Genomic DNA, 2,878 nt, shown 5'->3' with positions numbered 1-2,878 from the left:
GACCGAGCTCCGCGACGAGGCGACGGAGGCGAAGCTCGCCTCGATCCGCAAGAGACTGCTCGCGCGCCGGGATGGGCGCATTCGTCCGGGCTTCGACGATAAGGTGCTCGCCGATTGGAACGGGCTGATGATCGCCGCACTCGCCGAAGCAGCCGAGGCCTTCGACCGACCGCACTGGCTCGAAGCGGCGGAGGCCGCCTTCGCTTTCATCTGTACACGGATGATATCCGACGGGCGGCTCAGGCATGCCTATCGCGCGGGCGAAGCCAAGGCGCCGGCGACCGCCAACGACTACGCCAACATGATCCGCGCCGCGCTCAAGCTCGCCAACGTCACCGGCAAGCGCGACTATGTCGCGCGCGCGCGCCAATGGGCTGACATTCTCGACACGCATTATTGGGCGGATGACATCGGTGGCTACTACTTCGTCGCCGACGACACCTCCGACCTCATCGTGCGGCCGCTGAGCGGGCAGGACGAGGCAACGCCGAACGCAAATGCGGTGATGGTGTCGAACCTGATGGCGCTCTATCTCTGGACCGGCGAGGAGCGCTATCGGCAGCGCGCCGAGGCCGTGCTCAAGACCTTCGCCGGAGCGATGCGGCAGAACGTGCTTGCGCACGCCTCGCTCCTCGCTTCCGAGTTCGACGTGTTCGCGCCGGCGCTCGTCGTGTTCGTGGTGCCGGAGGGAAGCGACGCGCGGCGCTTGCGCGGCGCGCTTCGCGACGTATCGCTGCCGGGCGCCGTGGTGCAAGAGATCGGGGAAGGGGAGTCGCTGCCCGCATCGTCGCCCGCGCACGGCAAGACGGCGATCGACGGCAAGCCTACGGCCTATATCTGCATCGGCCCGCATTGCTCGCTGCCGGTGACCGAGCCCGCGAAGCTCGTCGAGACGATCAAGGCCGGGCGGCAGGTTGCCTTTGCCTGACGGGCGCGCATTTTGTGAAGAAGCCCGGCTCAAGCTCGAGCCGGGCTTCTCCTTATTCGATGACCCACCCTTCAGCGAAACGCCGGGGGGCCAACCCTGCTAATATTTCGATCCTTTGCTCTTGCAGGCCATGGCGGTGCTGTCCCACTTCATGCCCGCCTTGGTGCAATCCTCCTTGGTGAGAGGCTGAGCGCCGCTCGTGCCCGCGGCGAATGCCGGAACGGTGAAGGAAATCGCCAGCCCGAGGGCGACAATAAGAGAGAAGAGTCGCTTCATGCTATTTCCTCCTGGATCTGGTTGATTTCGCCAACATTGGCTGATGGGAAAACGTCTCGGGGTGGCATCTGTTTCACGCCGTCCAGCGTCAAATTGGACGCGGATCGATGCCGCCCGGAACCGGAGAAATCCGGTATCCGACCAAAGCGGCGCACCGCGAGTTTTCGAGTTTCACGCTGCATGCCGGCTTGCGCCGGAATGACGAAGGACCCGAACGGACTCCTGGGCGAGACGCGCGCAGACTCTAGGTATTCATCGACTCGAAGAAGTCGGCATTGCCCTTGGTCTGCTTCAGCTTGTCGAGCAGAAACTCGATCGCATCCTGGGTTCCCATCGGGTTGAGGATGCGGCGGAGCACGTACATCTTCTTGAGCTGATCGGGCGGGACCAGCAGCTCCTCTTTGCGCGTGCCGGAGCGCGCGATGTCGATGGCCGGGAACACGCGCTTGTCGGCAACCTTGCGGTCGAGCACGATTTCCGAGTTACCGGTGCCCTTGAACTCTTCGAAGATCACCTCGTCCATGCGGCTGCCGGTATCGATGAGCGCGGTGGCGATGATGGTGAGCGATCCGCCCTCCTCGATGTTGCGCGCGGCGCCGAAGAAGCGCTTCGGGCGCTGGAGCGCGTTGGCATCCACGCCGCCGGTCAGCACCTTGCCCGACGACGGCACCACGGTGTTGTAGGCGCGGCCGAGGCGGGTGATGGAATCGAGCAGGATCACCACGTCGCGCTTGTGCTCGACGAGGCGCTTCGCCTTCTCGATGACCATCTCGGCGACCTGCACGTGGCGCGAGGCGGGCTCGTCGAAGGTCGAGGAAATCACCTCGCCCTTCACCGAGCGCTGCATGTCGGTCACCTCCTCGGGCCGCTCGTCGATCAGGAGAACGATGAGATAGCACTCGGGATGATTGGCCGTGACCGAATGGGCGATGTTCTGGAGGATGATGGTCTTGCCGGTTCTCGGCTGCGCCACGATCAGGCCGCGCTGGCCCTTGCCAAGCGGCGCCACGATGTCGATGACGCGGCCGGTCAAGTCCTTGTTGGTCGGTTTCTCAATCTCCATCTGCAGCCACTCGTCGGGATAGAGCGGCGTCAGATTGTCGAAATGGATCTTGTGGCGCTGCTTCTCTGGGTCCTCGAAATTGATGGTGTTGACCTTGAGCAGGGCGAAATAGCGCTCGCCCTCCTTCGGGCTCCTGATCTGGCCTTCGACCGTGTCGCCGGTCCTGAGGCCGAAGCGCCTGATCTGGCTCGGGCTCACGTAGATGTCGTCGGGGCCGGCGAGATAATTCGAGTCGGGCGAGCGCAGGAAGCCGAAGCCGTCCTGCAGCACCTCGACCACGCCGGTACCGGTGATCTCGACGTCGCGCGCGGCAAGCTGCTTCAGGATCGCGAACATAAGTTCCTGCTTGCGCATGGCGCTCGCGTTCTCGACCGCAACCTCCTCGGCGAAGCTCAAGAGCTCCGTCGGCGATTTCGACTTCAAATCTTGCAGCTTCATTTCCTGCATGCGCTGCTACTCCAACGGGAAGGGGATGTTTTCTAGGGTTTCGATGGCCGCGCTCACTCAAGCCCGGCGCTAAAGGATGGGGATAGGATTGCCTCGGCGGGAAGGCGAACGTGCACCGCCTGCTCCACTCCGGGGGACCCGATCTTTTTGGGGAAAAGGAAGGG

General features: G+C 63.6%; 3 protein-coding genes. 1 reads left to right on the top strand and 2 read right to left on the bottom strand.

Features of this window, described 5'->3' with window-relative positions:
* The coding region (locus tag VFB18_RS04455; RefSeq protein WP_324971396.1) for a glycoside hydrolase family 76 protein at positions 1–928 on the top strand (928 nt) is incomplete at its 5' end.
* Positions 929–1,027: 99 nt separating this feature from the next.
* Here the strand turns inward: VFB18_RS04455 and VFB18_RS04450 are convergent.
* Entirely contained in the window at positions 1,028–1,204 is a 177-nt protein-coding gene (locus VFB18_RS04450; RefSeq protein WP_324971393.1) for a hypothetical protein, read from the bottom strand.
* Positions 1,205–1,448: 244 nt separating this feature from the next.
* On the bottom strand, positions 1,449–2,714 hold the full coding sequence (rho, locus tag VFB18_RS04445; protein ID WP_324971390.1) for a transcription termination factor Rho: 1,266 nt from the start codon (positions 2,712–2,714) through the stop codon (positions 1,449–1,451).
* Between the last annotated feature and the right edge of the window lie 164 nt (positions 2,715–2,878).

This window comes from Methyloceanibacter sp., assembly GCF_035650995.1.
Lineage (GTDB): Bacteria > Pseudomonadota > Alphaproteobacteria > Rhizobiales > Methyloligellaceae > Methyloceanibacter.
Note: the sequence above shows the minus strand (reverse complement) of the source record. Positions and strands in the feature narration are given on the sequence as shown.

What these genes read in the sequence shown, in the direction of transcription:
- VFB18_RS04450 (WP_324971393.1), bottom strand. Translation starts at nt 1,204, where the DNA reads ATGAAGCGACTCTTCTCTCTTATTGTCGCCCTCGGGCTGGCGATTTCC.
- rho (WP_324971390.1), bottom strand. Translation starts at nt 2,714, where the DNA reads ATGCAGGAAATGAAGCTGCAAGATTTGAAGTCGAAATCGCCGACGGAG.